18 protein-coding genes and 2 tRNA genes are annotated in these 21,216 nt (G+C 40.0%); 19 read left to right on the forward strand and 1 reads right to left on the reverse strand.

Going from position 1 to position 21,216, the window contains the following annotated elements; translation table 11 throughout:
- From sdhB to yihA, 19 genes are all read left to right on the forward strand, one after another.
- Positions 1 to 768 carry a succinate dehydrogenase iron-sulfur subunit gene (sdhB, locus tag N780_RS12505; protein ID WP_036784573.1) on the forward strand — a complete coding sequence of 256 codons (768 nt, stop codon included), beginning with the start codon at positions 1 to 3 and terminating at the stop codon, positions 766 to 768.
- Between the two features lie 91 nt (positions 769 to 859).
- Positions 860 to 1,324: an acyl-CoA thioesterase gene (locus N780_RS12510; protein ID WP_036784576.1), complete on the forward strand. Its 465-nt coding sequence runs from the start codon at positions 860 to 862 to the stop codon at positions 1,322 to 1,324.
- 94 nt (positions 1,325 to 1,418) lie between these two features.
- A complete protein-coding gene (locus N780_RS12515; protein ID WP_036784579.1) occupies positions 1,419 to 3,779 on the forward strand; it encodes a sensor histidine kinase in 2,361 nt (786 codons plus the stop codon).
- Entirely contained in the window at positions 3,772 to 4,422 is a 651-nt protein-coding gene (locus tag N780_RS12520; protein WP_036784581.1) for a response regulator transcription factor, read from the forward strand. The genes N780_RS12515 and N780_RS12520 overlap by 8 nt, the downstream gene beginning before the upstream one ends.
- Before the next feature lie 120 nt (positions 4,423 to 4,542).
- Entirely contained in the window at positions 4,543 to 4,767 is a 225-nt protein-coding gene (locus N780_RS12525; RefSeq protein WP_036784583.1) for a helix-turn-helix domain-containing protein, read from the forward strand.
- A 164-nt stretch (positions 4,768 to 4,931) separates the two neighbouring features.
- Positions 4,932 to 5,408, forward strand: a complete 477-nt coding sequence (locus N780_RS12530) for a MarR family winged helix-turn-helix transcriptional regulator (RefSeq protein WP_036784586.1) — start codon at positions 4,932 to 4,934, stop codon at positions 5,406 to 5,408.
- A gap of 11 nt (positions 5,409 to 5,419) precedes the next feature.
- Complete coding sequence (racE, locus tag N780_RS12535; RefSeq protein ID WP_036784588.1) at positions 5,420 to 6,223, forward strand: glutamate racemase; 804 nt, start codon at positions 5,420 to 5,422, stop codon at positions 6,221 to 6,223.
- Between the two features lie 763 nt (positions 6,224 to 6,986).
- Positions 6,987 to 8,066 (forward strand): GerMN domain-containing protein, encoded by a 1,080-nt coding sequence (locus N780_RS12540; protein ID WP_036784591.1) that lies wholly within the window; start codon positions 6,987 to 6,989, stop codon positions 8,064 to 8,066.
- 305 nt (positions 8,067 to 8,371) lie between these two features.
- Entirely contained in the window at positions 8,372 to 9,124 is a 753-nt protein-coding gene (gene rph / locus N780_RS12545) for a ribonuclease PH (protein WP_036784592.1), read from the forward strand.
- 16 nt (positions 9,125 to 9,140) lie between these two features.
- The gene (locus tag N780_RS12550) at positions 9,141 to 9,734 is read left to right on the forward strand and encodes an XTP/dITP diphosphatase (RefSeq protein WP_036784594.1); all 594 of its coding nucleotides are present in this window, start codon (positions 9,141 to 9,143) and stop codon (positions 9,732 to 9,734) included.
- A gap of 13 nt (positions 9,735 to 9,747) precedes the next feature.
- Positions 9,748 to 10,275, forward strand: coding sequence for a metallophosphoesterase (locus N780_RS12555; RefSeq protein WP_036784597.1), 528 nt, complete (start codon positions 9,748 to 9,750; stop codon positions 10,273 to 10,275).
- A 90-nt stretch (positions 10,276 to 10,365) separates the two neighbouring features.
- Positions 10,366 to 10,439, forward strand: a tRNA-Gly gene (locus N780_RS12560).
- 62 nt (positions 10,440 to 10,501) lie between these two features.
- A tRNA-Arg gene (locus N780_RS12565) sits at positions 10,502 to 10,575 on the forward strand.
- A 310-nt stretch (positions 10,576 to 10,885) separates the two neighbouring features.
- Complete coding sequence (locus N780_RS12570; RefSeq protein ID WP_036784599.1) at positions 10,886 to 11,884, forward strand: tetratricopeptide repeat protein; 999 nt, start codon at positions 10,886 to 10,888, stop codon at positions 11,882 to 11,884.
- Between the two features lie 165 nt (positions 11,885 to 12,049).
- Entirely contained in the window at positions 12,050 to 13,336 is a 1,287-nt protein-coding gene (tig, locus tag N780_RS12575) for a trigger factor (RefSeq protein ID WP_036784601.1), read from the forward strand.
- 392 nt (positions 13,337 to 13,728) lie between these two features.
- Positions 13,729 to 15,006, forward strand: a complete 1,278-nt coding sequence (clpX, locus tag N780_RS12580; protein WP_036784604.1) for an ATP-dependent protease ATP-binding subunit ClpX — start codon at positions 13,729 to 13,731, stop codon at positions 15,004 to 15,006.
- A 235-nt stretch (positions 15,007 to 15,241) separates the two neighbouring features.
- Positions 15,242 to 16,912: an ATP-dependent protease LonB gene (lonB, locus tag N780_RS12585; RefSeq protein ID WP_036784606.1), complete on the forward strand. Its 1,671-nt coding sequence runs from the start codon at positions 15,242 to 15,244 to the stop codon at positions 16,910 to 16,912.
- A 151-nt stretch (positions 16,913 to 17,063) separates the two neighbouring features.
- Positions 17,064 to 19,391 (forward strand): endopeptidase La, encoded by a 2,328-nt coding sequence (gene lon / locus N780_RS12590; RefSeq protein ID WP_036784609.1) that lies wholly within the window; start codon positions 17,064 to 17,066, stop codon positions 19,389 to 19,391.
- A 3-nt stretch (positions 19,392 to 19,394) separates the two neighbouring features.
- Complete coding sequence (yihA, locus tag N780_RS12595; RefSeq protein WP_036784612.1) at positions 19,395 to 19,982, forward strand: ribosome biogenesis GTP-binding protein YihA/YsxC; 588 nt, start codon at positions 19,395 to 19,397, stop codon at positions 19,980 to 19,982.
- A gap of 555 nt (positions 19,983 to 20,537) precedes the next feature.
- Here yihA and N780_RS12600 read toward each other — a convergent pair.
- Positions 20,538 to 21,023 (reverse strand): LiaI-LiaF-like domain-containing protein, encoded by a 486-nt coding sequence (locus tag N780_RS12600; RefSeq protein WP_036784614.1) that lies wholly within the window; start codon positions 21,021 to 21,023, stop codon positions 20,538 to 20,540.
- Between the last annotated feature and the right edge of the window lie 193 nt (positions 21,024 to 21,216).

Below are 21,216 nucleotides of genomic sequence, written 5' to 3' on the forward strand. Positions count from 1 at the left end.
ATGAGTGAAACTGAAAACATCACCTTTATAATTAAACGTCAAGACGATCCGGAATCCTCTTCTTATGAAGAAACATTCCATGTACCATATCGCCAGAATATGAACGTAATTTCAGCACTTATGGAAATTCGTCGTAATCCTGTCAATGCAAATGGGGAAGATACAACACCTGTCTATTGGGATATGGGATGTTTAGAAGAAGTGTGTGGCGCTTGCTCCATGAAAATCAACGGGAAGCCCCGCCAGTCTTGTACAGCGCTTGTTGACCAGCTAGAACAACCGATTCGTCTTGAACCAATGTCAACATTCCCTGTTATGCGAGATCTTGCGGTTGATCGTAGCCGTATGTTTGATGCTCTTAAAAAGGTTAAAGCTTGGGTTCCGATTGATGGTACACACGATTTAGGACCAGGTCCTCGTATGGCTGAGAACAAACGTCAATGGGCTTATGAGTTGTCCAAATGTATGACATGTGGTGTTTGCTTAGAAGCATGTCCAAACGTTAATAGTAAATCAGACTTTATAGGTCCTGCAGCCATTTCTCAAGTTCGTTTATTTAACTCTCATCCAACAGGAGCTATGAATAAAAACGAACGTTTGGAAGCTTTAATGGGTGAAGGTGGACTTTCAGAGTGTGGTAACTCACAGAACTGTGTTCAGTCTTGCCCGAAAGGTATTCCATTAACAACTTCTATTGCGTCAATGAATAGAGAAACAGCCTTACATTCTTTCAAGAGCTTCTTTGGTAGTGACCACGAAGTAAACTAATTGAGATGACAAGAACGAAATCAAGACTCCTGCAGCTGTTTAAGTTGCAGGAGTTTATTATGGACTCATATAGATACGAGGAGGAATTTTAATGAAGAAAGTTTCATATGTAGAAGACCCTGAGAAGTGGTTAGAAGGATTTACGTTTTCTGTGAGAACAAAGGTGCGATTCTCAGAAACAGATTTGTTTGGTCATATGAACAATACAGTTCCATTTATTTATTTTGAGGAAGCTAGAATTGAATTTTTAAAATCTATTGATGCTTTTCAGAAAGAGTCCGATCCTTCAGGGACCATACCAGTTGCGGCAGATCTTCAATGTGATTATCATAAACAAGTTTATTTTGATGACGTCTTGTCTGTAGCAGTCAAAATACATTACGTAGGAAATACATCTTATGATCTTCATTACCTTGTTACGAACGAGGAAGGTGCTGTTTGTTTAACAGGGAGAGGTCGAATTGTGCAGATAGATGCCGAATCAGGAAAACCTATATCGATTCCCCGGGAAATAAAAAGAGCTTATGAAGATCAAGTATCGGTTGCAAAAGGATAATTTCATTTGTATGATATTCGGTAAGGTAACTTAGGACAATAGACCGATTTTGTCGAAGTATATATCGGAAATTATACATAATAGAGGGTACCCTATGAAGAAAAATAAAATTCTTATGCGATTTCGTCGATATCTCTTCCCAATCTTATTTACGTTACTTTCCATCTATTTAATAGCGGTAATTTTAAAGATTCCCTATATAGGGATAGATGTGAAACAAACTGATGCAGGCTGGTGGGAGATTGTTCATATTGATAAGTATAGTTGGGCTTCTAACCAGGATATAAAAATTGGTAGCGAGGTAATAAGTATAGATGGAGTAGAGCCAAGTGACTATCCGACCGTGCAAATTTACGAAAATGTTGAAAAAGCTGATAAGGTTAAAATTAGAGCATCAGGGGAAATGTCTGTTCATTATACTAAAATTGAGGATGAAGTAAGTCTAGACCAATGGTTGTTCTATATCATCTTTCCATGCTCATTTATGTTGATTATGCTACTCTTATCCTTGTTTATTCTCTTTCATAAGAAACAAAATGAATCAGGAAACAGGCTGATTTTATTCTTCTTGACTGTTGGGCTTGCCTACTTATCTGCTAGTGGGTCTGCTCGGGGGGACATGATTTCAACGTTAGTGAGTACGGTTACATTACTAATGGGGCCATCGTTACTGTTGCATTTTGTAGATAGTTATTTTAGGGATTTACAAAGCAGGTGGTATGCTTCTGGAGTATATAACTGGATGAAGATAGCAGCCTGCGTTATTGTAACTTATGAAGCTTATTGTTTAATTAATGGTTTTTATCCAGACTGGTACCCGCAATTTATTTCAATATTATTTATTACTTACACTTGTATAGCGTTATTTCTAATAATAATCGGATATAAGCGATATAGACAGACGGTATACGCACCTATATTAAAATATATGCTTGTTGGTTTATTTGTATCCTTTATGCCTTTTATCCTGTTGTATATGCTCCCGAACTATTTGTTTGGGTTTCAAATTTTATCAGGTGAAGCGAGTGCTTTGTTTCTCATGGTCATGCCATTTACTTTTATCTATCTTATTACAGCCAAGCGGTTGTTAGATATAGATTTCGTAATGGGGCGTATTAGATATTATGCGTATTCTTCATTTATACCCACTGTGTTAATTGTGGCATTGGTTGGGTTTACTATTGATTATCCTTTTTCTATACAAGACCTTATCCAATTGGGTATTGGTATATTAGTAGTGATGATTGTTTTTCTTTATGTAAAAGAGATTTTCAATTTTCAAATTCAAAGAAATTTATTTTCTGAGAAGAAGAATTACCACCAAAGTCTGCAACGCTTTGTTCATGAGATGAAAAAGGAACGTGATGCGGTTGGTTTATTTAAAAGGTTGAAGCGAGAATTACTTGATGTATTAGATTTAAAAGAAGTTTATATCTTCTCGCAAAACACAATTTCAAATTATTATTGTCTTTATCAAGAAGTACCTCTCTCATTAATGAATGAATGTGTAGAACGCTCGAAAACAGTATTGGGTGATGTAGGTAATTTAGTGAAACTACAAGAACATGAAGGGTATGTACTGGTGATTGGTCACACGGTCAGTAAAGTTACCTATCTCTATATATCAGAGAAGCCAAACCGAACTCAATTGAATTTAGATGAGAGGGGCTACCTGCAAACCATCTCCTACAACACGAATATTGCTCATGAAAACTTGTTGCTTATTGAAGATTTATTCCAAGAGCTTCAACACGTTAAAAACGATCGTCAGCAAAACTATCCTGCATGGCTTTCAAGACTACTCTTCTCTCTAGCAGAACATGAGCGTCAACAAATTGCGATCGATCTTCATGACTCTGTTTTGCAGGAACAATTATACTTATACAGGCAAATGGATGATTTCGTAAACCGAAAGCGTTCGATGGAGCCAGAGGTAAAAAATGAAATGTACAGCTTTAAGGAGCAGTTATTGGATAATATCCATCTCATTCGGGAAACGTGTAACGAATTGCGGCCTCCGTTCTTAGAGGAGCTAGGACTCATTCCTTCTTTACAAAACTTGATTAACCAATATCAACTCCGCTCCAATTATACAGTAACGTTTGATTCAAGAGCGTTCCAAGTAGAATTAAACAGCCAGTACGTACTGGGGATCTATCGCATTGTGCAAGAACTATTAACGAATGCTATGAAGCACTCAAGAGCTGATAAAGTATTTATCATGTTGTATAGAGAGGGATCAGATATAAGGTTAGTTTATGAGGATAATGGAGTCGGGATTAATCCGAATAAGCGAATTGAAACTTATTCACATATGGGGATATCGGGGATTGAACAAAGGGTAAATGGGTTGAATGGTGAAATTAGTATACAATCAGCTCCTAAACAAGGATTTCAAATGTACATCACATTCTTCAACGCAGCAAACCACGAAGGGGAGGAGTTAAATGATTAATATTTTGATCGTCGATGATCATCCGGCCGTAGGGATGGGGACGAAAGCAATGCTTGAACAAGAATCTGATATGGAAGTTGAAGTAATATCAGATAGTATGAGTGCGGAACACAAAATAAGGGAACATGCGTATGATGTATTACTGTTAGACTTATACATGCCTGGGCTAAATGGTGTGGAGCTTGCCAAAAGGGTAAAGACGTCTTATCCAGACATGAAAGTACTAATATATACGGGATTTGACATTAACACCCATTTTAATCTTCTAGTAGAATCGAATATATCTGGTTTCGTAAGTAAAACGGCAACCAAAGATCAGCTAGTAACAGCTATTCATTGCGCTCTCCGTGAAGAGGTTGTCATTCCCCTGCACTTATTTAAACAGTTAAGGAGAGCTGAAGCAACGACGCAACAACTATCTTCGGATGGAGATGCCAGTTCGTTGTCCTTGAACGAGAAAGAACAGAAGATACTAAACGAGGTATCTAAAGGGCTGACAAATAAACACATCGCCCAAAACTTACATATGTCTCAAAGAAGTGTGGAGTATACGTTGACCGGTATTTTTAGCAAATTAGAAGTCCGTTCTCGCACAGAAGCCTTAATTCGAGCGAAAGAGCTTGGACTAATCTCTCAAAGTTAAAAAATAAGCAAAAAGTGGAATGTCTGTGTGGCACAGCTTTATCTTTTTTTTCATAGGATGTAAAGACTAAATAACCACCCTTCGAACTGCAGCTCTAAGTTAGCAAGGAGGGGTTAGCGCTTGAAGGAAAAAGACTATAAGCCGAAGCAATTACTCACGAAACGCGAGAAGGAAGTTTTCGAATTGCTAGTACAAGACAAGACCACAAAGGATATTGCACAGGAACTCTTCATTTCAGAGAAGACTGTTCGTAATCACATTTCGAATGCTATGCAGAAGCTGGGCGTTAAGGGGCGTTCGCAGGCTGTTATTGAGCTACTTCGTATGGGGGAGCTTAAGCTCTAGATTTCACCGACTTTCTTCGGAAGGTCGGTATTTATTTTGGGGTCTATTTAGCTTGTAAAGGGCGTAGGTTATATCTTTGGGCTGCTTTTATTCTTGCAATTTCTTTCGAAAACCGTAACAATGAACGTAGGATATTTACATTAGGACTCTCGGGAGGTAACAAGTTGGACAAGGTTACGACGACAGAAGTCAAGATTGCAGATGTGGAGAAGAAATTACGTCATATATCTGGAATCATTAAACAAACAGGTAGAGAAATTTTAAATCACTACCCTATTACTCCTCCTCAATTCGTGGCCTTACAATGGCTTTTGGAATCTGGGGATATGACGATTGGTGAATTATCAAATAAAATGTACTTAGCTTGCAGCACAACGACAGACCTCATTGATCGAATGGAGAAAAATGAACTTGTAGAACGAGTGAGGAATCCAAAAGATCGACGTGTTGTCCTCATTCATCTTCTTGATAAAGGCGAATCCATAATACAAGAAGTAATTGATAAGAGACAGGCATATTTAGATCAGGTTCTTCGTAGTTTTTCTAATGAGGAAGTTGATAGCTTGCAAGGGTTTTTACAACGCATGCATACAGAGATGATAGATGTACAGCAACAAGAAAAAAGCAGCAATGACGAATAGAGGCGATCAATTTGGACCAACCAATTGGGGTTATAGATTCAGGTGTAGGCGGGTTAACTGTAGCTAAAGAGTTAATGCGCCAATTGCCTAAAGAGGAATTTGTGTATTTAGGAGATACAAAGAGATGCCCTTACGGACCGAGACCTAAGGAGGAAGTCGTTAACTTCACCTGGGAAATGGTTCGTTTTTTGCAACTTAAGAAAATTAAAATGCTAGTGATTGCATGTAATACGGCAACTGCCTTCACATTGCAACAACTGAAAGAGCAATTAGACATTCCAGTAATAGGTGTAATCCAACCAGGGGCAAGATCAGCCATTAAAGTATCTAAGAACTTACATATAGGTGTAATCGGAACAGAAGGCACCATTAAAAGTAAAGCTTATACGAATGCACTTCAACACATTAACCCTGATATTTGGGTTAATGCTCTATCCTGCCCTCCGTTTGTTCCCCTAGTTGAGCAAGGGTTGTTCAGGGGAGATAAAGCCGAACACGTTGTAAGAGAGACGTTGGAACCTATGAAGAATGCGAATCATATTGATACCCTGATACTAGGGTGTACTCATTATCCTTTATTAAAAGAAACAATTCAGAAAGTGATGGGAGATGACATTACAGTAATCTCATCTGGAGACGAAACAGCCCAGGAAGTAAGTGTAATCCTTGACTATTATGGAAGGCTATACGAGGGTAATCGTCCACCACGTCATAAATTTTACACTACTGGTGACGCAAACTTATTTAGGGATATAGCCGATACTTGGTTTGAAGAACGAATTTCCCATGTAGGAACCATTACACTTGGTGATTAAACGATCAGTCTACCCTTAGGAAGGGTAGACTGATTTTTTTCTCTTTAGGGAGTAATATTGAAGACTTGAAATTGAGAGAATGTTTCCGTTGGCTTTAGTTGAGTATAAGGTGGGCCTGGAAACTACTCGCTTTCCTGTGGGGAGCTGGTGAGCCTCACCCGGCAAAGCCAGGCTCCGGGGCCTCACCTAGATTGAAAAGTGCAGGCGTGGTGCCTAGGGATAAAAGGAAGTTCGACTAGGATCGTCACATCCTGTGACAACATCGAACGACCCCACATCGTGTGGGGCCGGATAAGACAGCTTTTTGGAAAAGGCGACTAGCCTTTGTAAAAAAGATGACTTATCACGCTAGGTCCTCCACGCCGGAACTAGACTGGCTCTTCTGCCCACGGGAGTCTCGCAGTTTCCAGGCCCACCTTTTCCGTGTTAGGGTGAACGGAAACATTCCGCCGTATAGTTTTACATTAGATCTCCTGACCCGAACTTCTAGGCCTTTCACCCCTTTAACGCCAGGTCTTGCTCGGGGACTGCGAAACTCCCGCAGGAAAGCGAGTTGTCCCCGAGCAAGACCAAGCACTCATAAACGTAAAGGCCCCTTCCTGCTGAAATATCTCAACTTCAAGTCTTCCATATAAGAGGGATATATGGAAGGACATCAAACATAAGGCGAGCCTTTTGTTTAGGTGGTCTTTCGTAATTGTTGGTCTAATTTGTTAGATAGCTCGTATATATAGTAGTACAAACCATCATAGGAGGGGAAAACATGCGGAAGCGTGCTGCTTTATTATGTGGAAGTCTTGTCACTAGTGTCGCTCTATTATCAGGGTGTGTCTTTCAAGGGGAGCAATCTTTAAAAGAAATGGATAACCCACAACAAGAGGATGTGGAAGGGGAGGGCGCGGTATTAGAGGAGAGTGTGAACGCGGGGCAAACAGATAACACGGAGGTAATCAAAGTTGAGACTGTGGCCCGCCAACTATATTTATTAGATGAAAATGGCATGGTCGTTCCTCAAACGTTGCCTCTTCCTAAGCCGGAAACGAACGATGTTGCCAAACAAGTTCTTCAATACCTGGTTAAGGGAGGTCCTGTAACAGACTTCTTGCCAAATGGATTCCAAGCGGTACTCCCTTCAGGTACAGAAGTAAATGGTCTTGATTTATTAGAAGATGGTACCTTGGTTGTGGATGTATCTAAAGAATTTATAGAATACCGTCCCGAAGATGAGCTAAAAATCTTGCAATCTATGACCTACACGCTCACTCAGTTTGAGAATGTAGACCGGATTAAACTTCAAATTAACGGTTATGATACTGAGGTTATGCCAGTCAACAACACTCCACTTTCTAGCGGATATTCACGAGCAAACGGCATCAATCTTGAAACAGGAGATGTAGCGGATATCTCCAATAGTCGTTCGGTGACCGTTTATTACCCTGCCCAGCAAGACGACCAATTTTACTATGTTCCAGTTACGAAACGTGTAGAGGGTGCAGCGGAGAGTGAATACGAAACCATTATACAAACTCTTGTGAATGGCCCTGGTTATAAGGGAGACCTTTTAAATGTATTTAACGATGGTGTGCAGTTAACAGAAGAGCCGACCGTCAAAGATGGAGTTTTGACTCTGACATTCAACGAAAATGTTTTAAGCAACTTTGAAGATCAATCGATTATCTCGAAAAAAGTCATGGATTCCCTTGTCTTATCTTTAACTGAAGATGAGAATGTAGAAGCGGTGTCTGTAAAGGTTAAAGACTTTGAAGAGTTATATGATGAAGAAGGAAATGCTTTCACAAAACCAGTTACTCGTCCTGAAATGGTAAATACAGGTCGATTTTAATAAGCTGATTTAGCATATACTATAAAACGAGAAAAGAGGCATCCAAAGAAGCCTCTTTTTTCGTGGTTATCGTTTGAATAACTATGCTTTTATCCCCTTGCCTTAATTGAGTGTAAGGTGATCTTGGAAACCACCTGCTTTCCTGTGGCCCCTTCCAGCTGGATTATCTCAAATTCGAGTCTCCCGGGGGCTTATATGGAACAGATTAAAAATCAACAACCGTCTTCAACAGACATGGTACTACAGTAAACTTTTGCTTCGAAATATGTTAAGATGAGCTAGGATTAAGTGAAGGAGGACGTAACATGAGAACGGATGGAAGAAATGAAAATGAACTAAGACAGGTACATATTGAAACAGGTTATGTGAAGCACCCAGAAGGATCTGTCTTAATTACAGTTGGAGAAACTAAAGTGATTTGTAATGCAAGTATAGAAGACCGTGTTCCTCCTTTTATGAGAGGTCAGGGCAAAGGTTGGGTTACAGCAGAGTATGCCATGCTACCTCGAGCAACTGAACAGAGAAATATCAGGGAATCTTCAAAAGGGAAAGTAACAGGACGGACAATGGAGATTCAGCGCCTAATCGGACGTTCTTTAAGAGCGGTAGTTGACCTTGAGCAATTCGGTGAGCGTACGTTATGGGTAGATTGTGATGTAATTCAAGCTGATGGAGGAACAAGAACGGCTTCTATTACGGGAGCATTTGTGGCAATGGTTCTTGCTTTTGGGAAGCTTGTAAAACAAGGTACAATTAAAAAGCTACCTATTAAAGATTTCCTTGCAGCCACTTCTGTTGGCGTATTGCCTACTGGTGAGGAAATATTAGATCTTTGTTACGAAGAGGATTCTAAAGCTCAGGTAGATATGAACGTGGTCATGACAGGTAATGGAGAATTTGTCGAACTCCAGGGAACTGGAGAAGAGGCCACATTCTCATATCCGCAGCTGCAGAAGATGATTGAATTAGCCCAAGGAGGAATTGGGGAACTGTTTGACCAACAGAAAGAAGCTATAGGTGAATGGAGTGCCCATATCGATCGAAATCGCAACCAGTAATAAGGGGAGAGACATTATGAAAAAAATAATTGTCGCTACGCATAATGAGGGGAAAGTTCGCGAATTTCGTCAATTATTCTCGAAATATAATATAGAAACATTATCACTCGATGACCTGGACCGCAATCTCCCAGAAGTTGAGGAGACTGGTGAAACATTTGAAGAAAATGCTGAATTAAAGGCGAGAACAATTTCTTCTATTTTAAATGTACCGGTTATTGCAGATGATTCAGGTCTTGAAGTTGATGCATTGAATGGTAGTCCGGGTGTGTATTCAGCGCGCTATGCCGGTGAACCAAAAGATGATCAAAAAAATCTCGACAAAGTTTTATTAGAATTAAAAGGGGAAAACAATCGAACAGCACGTTTTGTTTGTGTATTGGCTCTTAGTATACCTGGTCAAAGTGTGGTCTTCGAACGAGGAACATGTGAAGGTCACCTCCTAGAAGAGCCTCAAGGGGGAAGTGGATTTGGTTATGACCCTATTTTTGTCCCTGATGGTTACACAGCGACCATGGCAGAAATAGGAGCTGATGAGAAAAATAAAATCAGCCATAGGAGTCAAGCGCTATCAAAAATGGAAGACAAAATACACCAATTATTCTCATAAGGAGAGATAACTCATGCCTAGTGTATTAATTGTGAGCGACAGTCATGGATTAACTGAAGAAGTTCAGCTTCTAAAAGACCGTCATGCGCATGAAGTAGATGGCATGATTCATTGTGGAGACTCGGAATTAGATTACAAATCTGCTGAAATGGATGCTTACATCAAGGTGAAGGGAAACTGTGACTTCGATGACGAGTATCCGGAAGAAGTACAAGAATCTATACAAAATATGTCTTTTTTTGTAACTCACGGCCACCTATTTCGTGTGAAATCGACATTAATGCCTTTATCTTATCGTGCTGAAGAACGAGGTGCTCAAATTATTTGCTTTGGCCATTCACACATTGCGGGTGCTGAAATGGTCGATGGTAAATTGTTTATTAATCCAGGTAGTATTCGTTTGCCGAGGAACCATCCTGAAAAAACGTATGCGATTGTAAGCTGGAATGAGGAGCAATCTGTTCGAGTACAGTTTTATAATGATCAAGGAGAAGTAATCCCCGGTTTAACATATGAAACAACTTTTTTAGGCAGAAGTTAAATCTTCTGCCTAAAATGTATTGACATATTTCTATATAGTCCTTATAATAAATTTTGTTCGCTTCGACAGATGGAACAAAAAAATAACCGTGCGGGTGTAGTTTAGTGGTAAAACCTCAGCCTTCCAAGCTGATGTCGTGGGTTCGATTCCCATCACCCGCTCCATAATACATATTTTTATTACAAAAATCATATATAATAATATCTTTTGATTTTTCTTATATCACGTCCCAGTAGCTCAGTAGGATAGAGCAACGGCCTTCTAAGCCGTAGGTCGGGGGTTCGAATCCCTCCTGGGACATAGAATGTTTCGAAAAAGACTTTAGGATCTTCCTAGAGTCTTTTTTTTACATATCCAAAACTTATTTACGATATGCAGTTCCGTGTATACAACGAGAGGGAAGTGGAGATACTGTAGCGTAAAACTTCATTCGTCAAACTAGATTTTTTGTTTGTACTTCAGTATCCTTAAAGAAGAGGAAAGAATCCCTAAAGAATAGATAAAAGGAGATTCGTTGTTTATATCGAATCAAGTTGAGTAGCAGACTTGATAGCGGATAAAGAGGGTTGGTTAACTTACATAAGTGATAAGAATAGAGGGAGGATGGATCATGACTCATGAAAAGGCTGATGTCGTCATATTTCCCAAATGGAAATCTTCATTAGAGCAAGACGGATTGGCCGCTCTAAAAGAAAAGAATTATAAAGAAGCACTTCAATCTTTTAACAAACTCATTGATTTTGAGGCGGCAAATTCAGAGATTATGACAGGCAAACTGATTTGCCTGATGGAATTGGGGCAGTACGAAGAAGTAGAAGAACTGTGTCAAAAACTCATGAGAGATGACGAAGAACATTATTTTCAATACTTACATATCTATTTAACGGTTTTATTCCAAACAGGAAAGTATGAAGAATTGCTTGATTTGCTAGATGAAGTGTTTAAATCGGAAGACATTCCTCAAGATCTTCGGAAACAGTTCTGGCAACTTTATGATATAACTGAAAACCTTCGTACAGATGAAACCAGAACAGAAAATATTGAGGCAGTCGATGAATTACTTATTGCTCTTGATACACATAATGTAAAAAAACAATGGCAGCTTCTTTCTATGCTTCGGAAACAAGATATTCAGCCTTTTATGACGGAAATAGCTCCTTACTTAACAAAAGATGACATAGAACCCGTTATAAAGACGGCGCTTGTCCAATGGATGCAAGAGCAAAGAGTAGATCGGAAAGTTTCGGTGAAAAAGCTCGGAGAGGAAATCATGGTCAATCCTGTAGAGCTATCTGACATCCTTTCTCACACTTCCGCAAGGCAGTTGTTATACTTATTAGAACGGGTGGAGCAAGACAATCCTACATTGTTTGAGTTTATTCAACAGCTCGTATTCCGTTACATGTATGTTCGTTTTCCTATCATGCCTGAAGATCATGAATTACCTGGGTTGGCAAAAGCCTTTTATGAGCTAGGTTCGTCATCTCTACAGTTAGAGGATCATGAGTACCCTTTCCACCAGTACATAGAACAAGAAGAAGTGGAAGCTTGGAAAGAACAGATCGTGTATTATGAGAGTCAATACTTTGCTGTGTTGGATGAGGAATAAACTGTAAAGCATATACGCTTTCAAGCTAATAGAAGATTGTTGAAAGCACAATAGATTATGTTATAATAAGGTGGTTGCAAATTACGCATTCACTCTTTTGTTACAAAACTTAAGAACATTTAATGAACGATTAATGTATGAAAAATAGATGTTGGAGGGAAAATCATGTCTGTAAAATGGGAAAAATTAGAAGGTAATGAAGGTCAACTTACAGTTGAAGTTGATGCTGATGAATTTAAGGTTGCCTTAGACAAAGCATTCACAAAAGTAGTTAAAGATATCCAGGTACCTGGTTTCCGTAAAGGGAAAGTACCTCGTCCAATTTTCGAACAGCGTTTCGGTGTAGAGTCTCTATATCAAGATGCGCTAGATATCATTCTTCCAGAAGCGTATTCTAACGCAATTGACGAAACAGGAATTACTCCAGTGGATCGTCCTGAAGTAGATGTTGAGCAAATCGAAAAAGGGAAAAACTTAATCTTCACTGCTAAAGTAACGGTTAAACCAGAAGTAACACTTGGCGAGTACAAAGGTCTTGAGGTAGAAGCTCAAGATACTACAGTTACAGATGAAGACGTTGAGAACGAACTTAAGCAACAACAAGAAAAGCAAGCTGAATTAGTTGTTAAAGAAGAAGGCACTGTAGAGAACGGTGACACTGTTGTTATGGACTTTGAAGGTTTCGTTGATGGCGAAGCATTTGAAGGTGGACAGGCTGATAACTATTCGTTAGAAATCGGTTCTGGCCAGTTCATTCCAGGATTCGAAGAGCAACTTGTTGGTAAATCTGCTGGAGAAGAAACAGAAGTAGAAGTTACGTTCCCAGAAGAATACCATGCTGAGGACCTTGCTGGTAAGAAAGCAACATTCAAAGTAAAAGTTCACGAAATTAAAGCAAAAGAACTTCCTGAATTAGACGACGAGTTCGCGAAAGATGTCGACGAAGAAGTTGAATCTATGGATGAACTTAAGAAGAAAACGAAAGAGCGTCTACAACAAGAAAAAGATCAGGAAGCTGAAAACGCTAAGCGTGAAGAGCTTGTAAATAAAGCTACTGATAACGCAGAAATCGAAATTCCTGAAGCTATGGTTGATACTGAGCTTGACCGTATGATGAAAGAATTCGAGCAACGCCTTCAAATGCAAGGCATGACGTTAGATATGTACTTCCAGTTCACAGGTCAAGATCAAAACGCACTTAAAGAGCAAATGAAAGAAGATGCTGGTAAGCGCGTTAAGACGAATCTTGTTCTTGAAGCAATTGCTACTGCTGAGAACGTTGAAGTTACAGAAGAAGATATCAACCAAGAGCTTGAGAACATGGCTGCTATGTACCAGACTGATGTTGACAACCTTAAGCAAATGCTTGGTGGCAACACAGAAGCAGTTGAAGAAGATCTTAAGATCAAGAAAGCTATTGACTTCTTAGATTCTGAAAGTAAAACGGCATAAGAAAGTCTTTTGACTTTCAGCTGTTTAGGTTAATGAAAGCAAGGCGCGATTTGTTCGTGCCTTGTTTTTACATATAATAAATTCCTTTTTGGAGTATGGAATGAGTCCAACTATGGAAAAATACATATATACTAAATCAGCTGTATATTGGATCTTTATTTCCAGCCCACACATACTTTTGGATTACTGCACATATGTTGACTATTCATACACTCACGTACATAATGAATACAAATGGAAGTGAGATAATCTTCCGACCAGGAAGCTTTTTTACTTTTAGTGACTCATGATATTTGGTATGATGTCGTAAAGAAAGGTTTTGGATGTTTAACCAATGGTTGTAAAGGTTTTTTATAGATTTAGTGTGACATATACTTTGTGAGGTGAAATGCATGTTTAAATTTAACGAAGAGAAAGGACAACTAAAGTGTTCTTTCTGCGGTAAGACTCAAGATCAAGTCCGCAAACTAGTTGCTGGACCTGGGGTTTATATATGCGATGAGTGTATTGAATTGTGCACAGAAATTGTAGAAGAAGAGCTAGGTAACGAAGAAGAAGTTGAGTTCAAAGAGGTTCCGAAACCTCAAGAAATCAATGAAATTCTGGATGATTATGTAATAGGGCAAGACTATGCTAAGAAATCACTCTCTGTAGCGGTTTATAACCACTATAAGCGTATTAATGCTGCTACGAAAGCCGACGACGTAGAACTTGCTAAAAGTAACATCTTAATGCTTGGACCTACAGGTAGTGGTAAAACACTTCTTGCGCAAACATTGGCTCGAATTTTAAATGTACCATTTGCAATTGCAGATGCTACGTCTCTAACTGAGGCTGGTTACGTTGGGGAAGATGTTGAGAACATCCTTCTTAAATTAATTCAAGCAGCTGATTATGATGTTGAGAAAGCCGAAAAAGGAATTATTTATATTGATGAGATTGATAAAGTAGCACGTAAATCTGAAAACCCATCCATTACACGTGACGTTTCTGGTGAAGGTGTGCAACAAGCCCTTCTAAAAATTCTTGAAGGAACTGTTGCAAGTGTCCCTCCACAAGGTGGACGTAAGCATCCTCATCAAGAATTTATTCAAATCGACACGGGCAATGTATTATTCATTGTTGGTGGTGCCTTTGATGGAATTGACCAGATTGTAAAGCGTCGTCTTGGTAAGAAAGTAATTGGATTTGGCTCTGAACAAGAAACCGCTGAAGATATGGAGAAGAAAGAAGTTCTTACTAAAGTACTTCCAGAGGACTTGTTACGCTATGGTTTAATCCCTGAGTTTATCGGTCGTCTTCCGGTAATTGGTGCGCTAGAATCTCTTGATGAAGATGCGTTAGTTGAGATTCTTACAAAGCCTAAGAATGCTTTAGTGAAACAGTACCAGAAGCTATTCCAAATTGACCATGTGGAGCTTGAGTTCGAAGAAGAAGCGCTACGTGAGATCGCTCGTAAGGCAATTGAACGTAAAACAGGTGCCCGTGGTCTGCGTTCGATCATCGAAGGCATTATGTTAGATGTAATGTATGAATTACCATCTCGTGAAGACATCGATAAGTGTATTATTACGGCTGACACCGTGACGAAAGAAAACGGTCGTCCTAAGCTTGTTTTTAACGATGGTACAGTACAAGATGAGAATGAAACACCTAAAGAGAGTGCGTAATTCATCTATCCCAAAGAGCACGTTCATTATAAGTTAAAGAGAGGGGTTTCTCCTATATGGAGAACCTCTCTCGTTCATTACAATCTCGGTCTATGTACCGGGATTATTTTTGTTAGAAAGCCACTAATTGTTAATGCTTTTTCGTGAGTTGGATTTTAATGATTGGGTTTAATGTGACTATTTGAGGAGATACTAGCTGATAACATAAAAGATGTATGGTACAGGAGGAATCTTTATGACATTAGCGGGTATCGTCTTATTTGTGCAACTGTTTTTTGGGATTGTTATTGGTCTTTACTTTTGGAACCTATTAAAAAATCAACGTTCTCAAAAAGTAACAATTGATCGAGAGTCAAAAAAAGAAATGGCTGAATTAGGGAAAATGCGTCAAATTGCACTTTCTGAACCTCTGTCAGAGAAAGTTCGTCCTAGAACTTTCCAAGATATCATTGGTCAAAAGGATGGAATTGAAGCATTAAGAGCTGCAATATGTGGTGCAAATCCACAGCATGTGATCGTATATGGCCCTCCAGGGGTTGGGAAAACAGCTGCGGCTCGTCTGGTGCTTGAAGAAGCAAAACAATATAAAGATTCTCCGTTTCGTCAAGAAGCTGTATTTGTTGAGTTAGATGCAACTACAGCCAGATTTGATGAACGAGGTATAGCAGATCCTTTAATAGGATCTGTTCATGACCCGATTTATCAAGGGGCTGGTGCGATGGGGCAAGCTGGGATTCCTCAACCTAAACAAGGGGCTGTGTCCAATGCACATGGTGGAGTTCTTTTTATTGACGAGATTGGGGAATTACATCCTATTCAGATGAATAAGTTACTTAAAGTACTGGAGGATCGGAAGGTTTACTTTGAAAGTGCATATTATAGTGAAGAGAATCAGCAAATCCCCTTACATATCCATGAGATATTTAAGAAGGGTCTGCCAGCAGATTTTCGCTTAATTGGAGCAACTACAAGGCGGCCTGAAGAAATTCCTCCTGCTATTCGTTCACGTTGTTTAGAGGTTTTCTTTAGAGAACTTGAGCATGAAGAGGTTGTTGAAGTAGCTAAAAGGGCAGCGGAAAAGATTGAATTTACTTCAGATAAAGATGCTTTAGAAACGTTAGCAGGCTATGCACGTAATGGACGTGAAGCTGTCAACATGATCCAGATTGCTACGGGTATTGCCAAAAAAGCAGGTCGAACGATCATTTCCAAAGCGGATATTGAATGGGTCGTAGATGCCTCTCAGCTAGCACCTAGATATGATAAGAAAATCGGGGATCGGGACCAAATTGGTATTGTGAATGGGCTTGCTGTCTTTGGACCTAATTCAGGGTCGCTGCTTGAGATTGAAGTTACTGTTCTCCCAACTACCTCAAAGCAAGGAACCATTAACATTACTGGAATTGCTGAAGAAGAAAGTATAGGTACACAAAGTAAATCAATACGTAGGAAAAGCATGGCTAAAGGATCAATCGAAAATGTAATCACTGTTCTTCGTTCTTTAGGTGTTCCGGCTCATGAATACGATATTCACGTCAATTTCCCAGGAGGCATTCCTGTCGATGGTCCTTCAGCGGGTGTGGCTATGGCTCTTGGAATTTACTCTGCTATTCATAAGCTTCCGGTACGTTATAACGTCGCGATGACAGGGGAGATTAGTATTCATGGCCATATAAAACCGGTGGGTGGAGTAATGGCTAAGATCAAGGCAGCGAAAAGAGCTGGTGCTACGAAAGTATTAATTCCTGCTGAGAATAACCAAGAGATGTTTAATCAAATAGAAGGGGTTCAAATCGTACCTGTAACCCATATACAAGAAGCGCTTGCACTGGCTTTACATGGGGATGTTCAATCGTTATTGAAGGATAAGCGATTCGTTGAAAAGAGGTCGTCTCAATCCTCATAAAACCAATCGCGCAAATGAAACATTTTACAAAGAAAATGGTTTTCATTATACTTTTAAAGAACCATATGTTTGATGAGTTTTAGAGCATTGTCTATATGGCAGGCTCTCTTTTCTCTTTTCTATTATGGAATTTCATGGAGGTGCAAGAAAAATGACGAAGCCAAATACCATTCACATCCCCCTCCTTCCATTACGTGGACTATTAGTTTATCCATCAATGGTCATGCATTTAGATGTGGGTCGCGATAAATCAGTTAACGCAGTAGAGAAAGCTATGGTTCAAGACCATACTATTTTCTTAGCTGCACAGAAAGAAACAAATATTGATGAACCAACAGAGAATGATATATATCAAGTGGGAACAATGGCTAAGATTAAGCAAATGCTTAAACTTCCAAATGGTACAATAAGGATCTTAGTAGAGGGATTGTATCGTGCGGAACTAGTCAACCACACTGATGATGAAGACGAAGAATTGCTAATGGCTGAAATTAAAGAAATGGAGGAAACGCACGGGGAGAGTTTAGAAGAACAAGCCCTTATGCGAAAGCTCCTGGAACAATTTGAACAGTACATAAAAGTGTCTAAGAAGGTTAGTGATGAGACGCTTTCTTCTGTACAAGATATAGATATCCCTGGCCGCTTAGCTGATATCGTAACCTCACATCTTCCTTTAAAGATTAAAGACAAACAACAAGTACTAGAAATGATCCATGTTCCAGATCGAATAGAGCATATTATTGATCTCATAAATAATGAGAAGGAAGTTATGCAACTTGAGAAGAAAATTGGACAGCGTGTTAAGCGTTCAATGGAACGTACTCAGAAAGAATACTACCTTCGTGAACAAATGAAGGCCATCCAAAAAGAACTTGGTGATAAAGATGGCAAATCAGGAGAGGTTGAAGAGCTTAAAGCTAAGCTTGAAGAAGCTAATCTTCCAGAAAGAGTTCAAAAAGTAGCCTTAAAAGAACTGGATCGATATGAAAAAATCCCTAGTAGTTCAGCTGAGAGCTCAGTAATTAGAAATTATATTGATTGGATCCTTTCTCTACCTTGGACAGAACAAACGGAAGACAATCTGCATATCCCTCACGCTGAAGAGGTGCTTGATGCTGATCATTATGGCTTAGAGAAAGTGAAAGAACGAATCATTGAGTATTTAGCTGTACAGAAGCTTACAAACAGCATTAAAGGCCCGATTCTTTGCCTTGTTGGCCCTCCTGGTGTGGGTAAAACTTCTCTAGCCCGGTCTATTGCACGTTCAATGGATCGTAACTTCGTACGAGCTTCCCTTGGTGGCGTACGGGATGAAGCGGAAATTCGAGGACACCGTCGTACGTATGTAGGGGCTATGCCGGGTCGCATTATCCAAGGGATGAAGCGCGCTGAGACAGTTAACCCTGTCTTCTTATTAGACGAGATCGATAAAATGGCAAGTGATTTCCGTGGAGACCCATCTTCTGCTATGCTGGAAGTACTTGATCCCGAGCAGAACAGTACATTTAGTGATCACTTCATTGAAGAGACGTATGATCTTTCAAACGTTCTATTTATTGCTACAGCAAATAATATGCAAACCATACCAGGTCCTCTTTTAGACCGTATGGAAGTCATCTCAATAGCAGGATACACAGAAGTTGAGAAACTTCATATTGCGAAAGAACATCTGCTTCCTAAACAGCTAAAAGAAAATGGCTTAAAGAAAAGCCAGCTTCAGTTCAGGGAGGAAGGCTTACTTAAGCTAGTCCGCCAGTATACACGTGAGGCTGGGGTACGTGGATTAGAACGCCAAATTGCTGCTGTTTGTCGTAAAGCTGCTAAGATTGTGGTAGCAGAAGACAAGAAGCGTGTGGTGGTTACGGAGAAAAAGTTAGAAGAGCTGTTAGGAAAGCCAATTTTCCGTTATGGTCAAGCTGAGAAAGAAGACCAAATAGGAACAGCAACAGGTCTTGCGTACACGTCGGCTGGAGGAGACACTCTTGCTATAGAGGTTTCCTTGTATCCAGGAAAAGGGAAGCTAACGCTCACAGGTAAGCTTGGAGACGTAATGAAGGAATCAGCTCAAGCAGCCTTTAGTTACATCCGCTCAAGAGCTGAGGAGCTTAACATTGACCCTGAATTTCATGACAAAAACGATATCCATATTCACGTACCTGAAGGCGCTACACCGAAAGATGGCCCGTCAGCTGGTATTACAATGGCAACAGCACTAGTATCTGCGCTTACAGAACGTCCGGTTCGTAAAGAAGTAGGCATGACAGGTGAAATTACGTTAAGAGGTCGTGTTCTTCCTATCGGTGGACTCAAAGAGAAATCACTAAGTGCTCATCGTGCTGGGTTGACAACCGTTATTATGCCAGCGGAAAATGAAAAGGACCTAGAAGATATTCCAGAGAGTGTGCGTGAAGGGTTAACCTATATCCCGGTCACTCATTTGGATCAAGTGTTAGAACATGCACTAGTAGAGGAGAAATAATTCATGAAAGTTAATCAAGCGGAACTTGTTATAAGCGCCGTTAGTCAGCAACAATATCCGGAAGACCCAATGCCAGAGATTGCTCTGGCAGGACGTTCTAATGTGGGGAAATCGTCATTTATTAATAAAATGATTCAACGAAAAGCATTAGCACGTACTTCTGGAAAACCAGGTAAAACCCAAACACTTAATTTCTATAGAATAAATGAATCCTTCATGTTTGTAGACGTACCTGGATATGGTTATGCGAAAGTCTCGAAGAAGGAAAAAGCGAAGTGGGGAAAAATGATGGAAGAGTATTTCTCCACACGTGAACGCTTGCGTATGGCGATGTTAATCGTTGATATTCGCCATGACCCTTCAGAAGATGATCAATTGATGTATGACTTCTTGAAACACTATGAACTTCCTGTAACCGTAGTGGCAACGAAGTTAGACAAAATCAAAAAAGGCCAACGTGCCAAGCAGCTTAAACGCATCATCGATGTTCTTGAAATGGAAGAAGAAGATAAGCTTCTGCCATTCTCATCAGAAACTGGTGAAGGAAAAGATGAAGCATGGGGTATTATTAAGCCTTATCTAAAAAAATAATGAAATAAAGAAGTCCTCTACTTATAGTAGAGGACTTCTTTTGTATCGTTTATGTTCAACGAACACGTATTTCATCAAATGCAGAAGACTCGAAGCTGAGAGAATGTTTCCGTTAACTTTAGTTGAGTATAAGGTGGGCCTGGAAACCACTCGCTTTCCTGTGGGGAGCTGGTGAGCCTCCTCACCCGGCAAAGCCGGTCTCCGGGGTCTCACCTAGGCTCTTCTGCCCACGGGAGTCTCGCAGTTTCCAGGCCCACCTTTTCCATATTGAGAGATACGGAAACAACACACATGTAGATTGAATTAGGCATCAAAAACGCTCAAGCAGCGGGCCGTTCGTACTATAAATGGCAAGGGGTGGCTGGGGAACGGGGAGACTCCTGCGGGAGAAAGAGGTCGACGAGACCCCGGACTGAACGAAGTGAGGGAGGAGGCTCGACAGCTCGCCCGCGGAAAGCGAGTCGTTCCCTAGCCACCCCTAGCTCTCAACTACATAAAGGCCCCATCTGTTCTTACATGTCTCTAATACCACGCCTGCACTTTTACTTGTATAACTTATTTCTTTTTAAACCATAATAAGTATAATCCAAAACCGACTAAGAGTAGGGGCCAGAATGTTTCGATGAAGTGCACGATGACGTTAATCCAGTAGAACCAGCCTGGTTTATTGGAAGCGAATATCACAAACAGAGACAGGGTGATCAGGATAATAGCAGGAAATATTCCTTTTCGTGTTTTCTGAAACCTTAACAAAAAAGATAATCCGATAATAAGCGGGAATATTCCCCAATGGTCGATCCAGAAGGAATAGTTACGCAGTCCGTGGAAGTGGATCCCTAATCCTAGTAGAACGCCGCCTGAAAATAGGGTGTCATACTCCATAGCTATATAACTATGTAAAAGTAGGGCGACTCCGATGATCATTAAGATTGTAGGCCAAGAATAAAATTGGGTGAGCAATGGGATTTGGAATTCTCTTAAAAGAAAGTAGAGGCCTATTCCGATTAATAAGAGGCCACTGAATGTATTTTGTCGTTTCACTATGGTTTACCTCCTCTAAAAACAGCCCTCATTCCTTGCTAATTGAGGGTCATTGTGTTACGGTACTAACGGTATTTATTTCAAATTGCGACTCAGTTTTATATAGATATATCGTATCATAACCTTTCAATAACTGTTCACATTTTTATGAATTGAGACTTTGGTTCTCGTGTTATAATAGAAGCAGTGAGTA

Source organism: Pontibacillus chungwhensis BH030062, from assembly GCF_000770675.1.
GTDB lineage: Bacteria > Bacillota > Bacilli > Bacillales > BH030062 > Pontibacillus > Pontibacillus chungwhensis.